A 5,853-nucleotide genomic window follows, 5' to 3' on the forward strand; every position below is an offset into this window, starting at 1 on the left:
AACAAGACCCCCTATGGGAGTATCTCATTGAGCACTTTGGGCCGGACAAGCCGCCTCCGCCCCCCATGCCAGCGAGGCTTCTCGCAGGCTGGCAAATGTACTGATGCTTGAACAAGTGTGGTGTTCCAAAAGTGCCTCGTTTCGCTGATTGACAACGCCTATTGATTGTGAGTAAAATAGCAATTGGTTCCCAGGAGGCAAGAGGTGGTGCGCAACTTTTTGTTGCCGTTTTCGTTTATACTGTGGAGGGGGAATTGATGTGTCTCAACAGAACCATAGGGGGATGCCCCAGGATTTTTACCAGATGAAAGGAGGTCTAAGAGTGAATTGGCGGTGGTTTCTCATCTTGGTGCTCGCCAGCGGGTTGCTGGTGGCTGCCTGTAGCAAGGCCAAAACCCCAACCCCCACGCCTACCCGGACGCCGACACCTACTGCCAGTCCAACCCCCACGCCTACTGGAACGCCAGCACCTACTGCCAGTCCAACCCCCACCCCTACTGGAACGCCAGCACCTACTGCCAGTCCAACCCCCACGCCTACCCGGACGCCAACACCTACTGCCAGTCCAACCCCCACGCCTACCCGGACGCCAACACCTACCCCCTTCGGGTCTCCCACTCCAACCGGAACAGCTCCTGCAAACGATGTAGACAGGATCTTTCCGCCTGATGGCGCCGGGCGCGACCTCACGGTTTCGAGGTGCGGGAACTGTCACAGCCTGGCTCCGGTTGTGGTTGGGGCAGCGACGATGGGGCCGGAAGGCTTGAAGGGGAGCGTCATGGTGATCCACCTGACGGGCTACGCCACGGTCTACGGCTTCATTGCCACCGAGCCGGAACTCCAACTCGTATATGACTATCTTTTGAAGTCCTTCGATGGCAAGCCGGTCCCTGAACTTCCACAGGCGTGGATAGACAAGTGGGGTTACTACTAGTACCTTGCTGAAGGCCTGACGGGATTAGGGCTTTTTCAGCGGTGTAGCCCCGTGAAAGTCCTCCAGGGCGGTCCTTAAACGAAGGACCGCCCTGGATCTTTCCCAGCCCACCGGGGCCAAAAACGGGGCCTGGGGGAAGAGAAGGTCACTCTAGTATTTTATTGAGAATTCTTCGTATTTCTCCTGATATTCTTTTCCCATGGCCCAGAGATAGTTGAGTACCTGCCAGCGCTGCTTCTCAGGGAGATAGAGCTTGTGGGGGGGCATACCTCCCCCTTGGGGCAGCCTCAACAGACCCTCGCTCACCGTCCAGAAGTAGTAGGCGGGGTACTCCTCCAGGCTCTGGGAGTAGACGGGGCTCATGAAACTGAAGAAGTAGGGCTTTGTCATCCTGGTCCAGTGGCACCTGATGCAGGCCCGCTCGTAGAGGAGCTCACCCATCTGCACGGTCTCCGGGTCTCCCCAGGGGAAGGGATTTTTCATCCCAGCATAAGGCGGGGGAGGAATGGGTGGGGTAGGGGGGGGAGGCAGAATGGGATGGAGGGCAAAGGCCTCCGTCACGAGCTCTTCATCCCAGTTGAGGATGAAGGTGGCCAGCCCCTGGACCTGGAATGGGGTCAGGGTCCCGCCCTCCTCCCGGGCCCAGGCGGGCATGATTATGACGCCCCGGGAGATGGTCTTCTTCAGGCCCTCCTCATCGAGTTTGGTCTGTGGGAGGGAGGGGCCGGCGCTGCCTGTGCCGAGCCGGCCGTGGCAGTAGAAGCAGTTCTGGGCGAAGATTTCAGCGGTGGCGAGGTTGTACTTGTCTCCAGCGCCTTTCTGACGGGAGGGCTCGGCGAACCAGTAGAGCCCGGTGGCGAGGAGAAGGGCTACGGTCAGGGCCAAGCCCAGGGCGACCTTCTTGTCCAGTCCGTCGCTCATCTGGCGTTTGTCTATCTTTCTCGTGTTCACCGCTAGCTCACGCCCCTTTCTAGGCTATCTTGCCCTCAGGGCCCTTCTCGGCCTGGGCCTTGGCGTCTGCGGCGGCCTTCTCAGGCAGGGCTTTAGCCTCTTGGGCGGCCTTCTCGGCATGGGCTTTGGCCTCCAGATAGGCCTTCTCCGTTGGCTCTATGGCCGCCTTGTAGGCCTCATCGGCCTGGGCTTTGGCCTCCCTGTGGGTCTGAAGGGCCAGTTCCAGGGTCTCATTGTAGGCCTTCTTGGCCTGGGTTTGGACCTCTTTCACGGCCGCCTCCGCCTGCTTTTCGACCCCGTCAAGGATCTTCCAGCTCCCGCCTACGCCCTCCTCGCGAGCCTTGCTGGCCCGGTCCAAAGCTTCCTTGTAGGCTTTTTCGGCCTGAGCTTTAGCCTCCTTGTAGGCTTTTTCGGCCTGAGCTTCAGCCTCCTTGTAGGCTTTCTCGGCCTGGGCTATGAGCTCATTCTCGCTCATTCTCTTTCACCTCCTCTTCGGCCTTTGCCTATTTCCAACATCTCCTTTCCCTAATACATATATTATATATTTTTTATCATATATTTTCCTATGCTCCACAGATAGTTTGGGACCTGCCAGCGCTGTTTCACCGGGAGGAGGGCCTTGTGAGGGGGCCTCGTTGATGGTGGCCCATCAGCCCTACCACAACCTGCGTGACTAATAGAGTCCGCGGTTGCAGCCGAGTGTTCCCATGACCCTTACATAATCGAGGACCTGCCAGCGTTGCTTTTCGGGGAGGAAGTTTTTCGCAGCAGGCATGCCAGGCCCCCAATGACAGATGAGCGGCGCCTCGCTCATCCGCCAGAAGTAGTAGGCGGCGTAATCCTCTATGTTCGCGGCCCAGACGGCCTCTCTGACATCGGGGGGTGGGGGTGGGGGTGGGGTCATCGGCTTCACCAGCCAGTGGCATTCCGTGCAAAGCCTCTCAAAGAGAATCTGTCCCATCTCAATATTCTTCTTGTCCCCCCAGGGGAGGGGATTCTTCATCCCGGCATAGGGTGGGGGAGGAATATCCGGCGGTGGGGGGTTGGGAGTGGCGGGGATGGGGTGGCGGGCCACGGCTACTTTCGTGAGTTCCTCGTCCCAGTTGAGGATGAAGGCGGCGAGGCCCTGGACCTGGAATGGGGTAAGGGTCCCGCCCTCCTCGCGGGCCCAGGCGGGCATGACTGTGACGCCCCGGGAGATGGTCCTCTTCAGGCCTTCCTCGTCCAGTTTGGTTGTCCTGAGGGAGGGGCCCACGGTGCCATACCCCAGGCCCTGCCTGCCATGGCAGAAGACGCAGGTCTGGGCGAAGATTTCTGCGGAGGCGAGCTTGTACTTGTCTCCCGCGCCTTTCTGACGGGAGGGCTCGGTGAGCCAGTAGACCCCGGTGGCGAGGAGAAGGGCGAGGGTCAGGGCCAGGCCCAGGGCGACCTTTTTGTCCAGGCCATATTCATATCTGGATAAGCTGGCTTTCATCAAACCTCTGGCGCCTGATTGCCTTTGCTGTGTTCACTTCCACTTCACCCCCCGTTATAGTAATAGGGAAGATATCCAGGGGGCGGGGGGCTGGGCCTGAGACTACTTCACCGTAGCGGTTGTAGATGGAGCCGTGGCAGGGGCAGTGGAACCGGCCCTGAGGGGCTAGGGCATCCTCGGAGGGCTCCTCGGGTAGCCAGGGGACCACACACCCCAGGTGGGTGCAGCGGCGGTAGAGGGCCAGAAGGCCCGTCCCGCCCCCCTTTATGGGGAGGCGGACCAGGTAGAAACGGTAGTCGGGAAAATAGGTCACTGAGGCCGGGAGGAAATCTTCCGCCTTGCCGGCAGTCATCTTGCGCCCGAAGGGCCCTGCCTTGGACCTCGGCCACAGGCTGGCAACGGTAGCCGATATGCCTGTCAGGGCCAGCAGCCCCGCTGAGCCCCACCAGGCGAGGTTGATGAACTCCCGCCGGTCGTAGCGCTGGACGGGACAGCTGTCGGTCTGTTCCTTATCTTTTTCCATAACCCCTCCTCAGAAAGAAAGGCCTCCCGGGGGCAGCCTCCAGGGGAGCACGAGGGCCATCCCCTCCCCACGGAAGAAAAGGCCAATGATGGTCAGGACGAAAAAGGTGATGATGAAGGCGGTGAAATAGGCAATGAGGACCTCCCGGACATTGGGGCGCAGGGGGCGCAGGAGGAAATAAAGCCCCAGGGACAGGCCCCCGATGACTCCCAGGGGAATAAGCCAGCCAGGGACTATCTCCGGCTGGCTCACCAGGCTCTTCACCCCCACAAATGCGTCAAAGAGGACAAGCCCCACCAGTAGCGGAGCGGTATAAAGGGCAGACCACAGGGCTATCTTCTTCCCCCTCCTTCCCGCAAACCATACCCCCACATCCCCCAGGCGCCTGTCTACATAGGGCATGGCTACGAGCAGGAGGATGACGAAGATGGGAATGAGGACCCCGGCCAGGGCGGGATTCATGTGCATGAGGAGCTCCTGGAGGTTGAGGAAGAACCAGGGTGCCTTGGAGGGGTTCTCCGGCAGGTCGGGGTTGGCTATGTCCCTGAGGGGGGCATCCACCCCCCAGGAAAGGAACAGGAGGAAAAGGGTCACCCCCAGGAATACCAGCACCTCCACAACCAGCAGGTGGGGCCAGGTGAAACGGGTGTCTGCCCGGTCCTGGGCTCCCTTCTTTTCGTCCGGGGAGGAGAGGCCCTTATCCTTGCGGATCCTCCAGAAGTGGAGCCCCAGCAGGGGCACAAAGAGGAGTGGTAGCAGGAACAGGTGGAAGGCGTAGAAGCGGAGCAGGGAATCCTGCCCTACCTCCCTGGCCCCAAGCAGGAAAAGCTTCACCTGTTCTCCTATGAAGGGAGCGTACGCGGCCATCTCGCTGGCCACGGTGATAGCCCAGAAGGAGAGCTGGTCCCAGGGCAGAAGATAGCCTGTGAAGGAGAGGAGAAGGGTGAGCACCAGGAGCAGGACGCCTATGACCCAGTTGAACTCCCGGGGCCGTTTGTAGCTCCCGGTATAGAATACCCGGCACATGTGCAGGATGACAGCCAGGACCATAAGGTGGGCTCCCCAGCGGTGGGCATTGCGCAGGAGGCTGCCGAAACGCACGGTGGTATGAAGGTTTATGATGTCGCTATAGGCCCTCTCCACCGATGGCAGGTAGAAGAACATGAGTAGCCCCCCGGTGAGGAAGAGGATGACAACGAGGAAGAAGGAGATAAGGCCCAGGCCAAAGGTATAGGTGGGCTTCAGCGTGTGGTTCTTGACCCTGACCGAGTGGAAGTGGAGGAAAAAAGTGTGGAGGATGACCAGCATCCGGTTCTTGTCCGTGCTGGGGTAGCCATAGCGGAAGATGGACTTCCAGACCCGGCTTTCAGCAATCCTGCATCTGACTGATTCCCAGAACCGTCGGCGAGGCGCTGGCGGCAACATCTTGCCAATTATAGCACATCCCGCAATAGGGTAAAGGGGAAAGGAATGGCTTTGCCGGCTATCCTGGCCCGTAGGGCCAGGATAGCGATAGAGGGTTCCCCGGGGCAGTCCGGCGGGGACGGAAACGTCCTGCCAGGTGCGCCGGATGCTGTCCAGGATAGCCCGCTGCGGGTTGGGACGGGGTTCGCTCTCACCGCCGGGCATCAGAAAGTAGCCTGGCTTGCCCGCCCGGGCCGTGGCCGCCAGTGATTCCGGAGTGAAAATAGGGTCGTTCCCAGAAAAGCCGCCGATGGCACCTTGCCTTGACCGGCTCCTAGGAAAGACGTGCTACTCCCCAAGTTCTGCACCCAGGGAAGAAAGTCCCAGCTCTTCACCGAGTCTTTACCAGTCTCTACGAAAACTTGCCCAAATTTTTGCCCCCGTCCAACACCCTTAACCCCTTCTTTTACCCTCCCCTGCTAATCTTGGTGCAGGTTAGGAGGCAGACGATGATTCAGACAGCAACAGCACCGCCCTTGAAACTGGAGGACCTCTTCACCATTATCC

General features: G+C 59.8%; 7 protein-coding genes. 1 reads left to right on the forward strand and 6 read right to left on the reverse strand.

Going from position 1 to position 5,853, the window contains the following annotated elements:
- Positions 1 to 297: 297 nt before the first annotated feature.
- Positions 298 to 618, reverse strand: coding sequence for a hypothetical protein (locus KJ624_03010; protein MBU2008811.1), 321 nt, complete (start codon positions 616 to 618; stop codon positions 298 to 300).
- 145 nt (positions 619 to 763) lie between these two features.
- Between KJ624_03010 and KJ624_03015 the strand changes: the two genes are divergently transcribed.
- A complete protein-coding gene (locus KJ624_03015; GenBank protein ID MBU2008812.1) occupies positions 764 to 934 on the forward strand; it encodes a hypothetical protein in 171 nt (56 codons plus the stop codon).
- 150 nt (positions 935 to 1,084) lie between these two features.
- Here KJ624_03015 and KJ624_03020 read toward each other — a convergent pair whose 3' ends face one another.
- From KJ624_03020 to KJ624_03040, 5 genes are all read right to left on the reverse strand, one after another.
- Entirely contained in the window at positions 1,085 to 1,885 is an 801-nt protein-coding gene (locus KJ624_03020) for a cytochrome c (GenBank protein MBU2008813.1), read from the reverse strand.
- A 19-nt stretch (positions 1,886 to 1,904) separates the two neighbouring features.
- On the reverse strand, positions 1,905 to 2,360 hold the full coding sequence (locus tag KJ624_03025; protein MBU2008814.1) for a hypothetical protein: 456 nt from the start codon (positions 2,358 to 2,360) through the stop codon (positions 1,905 to 1,907).
- A gap of 198 nt (positions 2,361 to 2,558) precedes the next feature.
- Positions 2,559 to 3,359 carry a cytochrome c gene (locus KJ624_03030; GenBank protein MBU2008815.1) on the reverse strand — a complete coding sequence of 267 codons (801 nt, stop codon included), beginning with the start codon at positions 3,357 to 3,359 and terminating at the stop codon, positions 2,559 to 2,561.
- Entirely contained in the window at positions 3,334 to 3,882 is a 549-nt protein-coding gene (locus KJ624_03035; protein MBU2008816.1) for a ubiquinol-cytochrome c reductase iron-sulfur subunit, read from the reverse strand. The genes KJ624_03030 and KJ624_03035 overlap by 26 nt, the downstream gene beginning before the upstream one ends.
- Positions 3,883 to 3,891: 9 nt before the next feature.
- A complete protein-coding gene (locus tag KJ624_03040; GenBank protein MBU2008817.1) occupies positions 3,892 to 5,307 on the reverse strand; it encodes a cytochrome b N-terminal domain-containing protein in 1,416 nt (471 codons plus the stop codon).
- Positions 5,308 to 5,853: the final 546 nt, after the last annotated feature.

It is taken from the genome of Chloroflexota bacterium, from assembly GCA_018825785.1.
Lineage (GTDB): Bacteria > Chloroflexota > Dehalococcoidia > JACVQG01 > JAHKAY01 > JAHKAY01.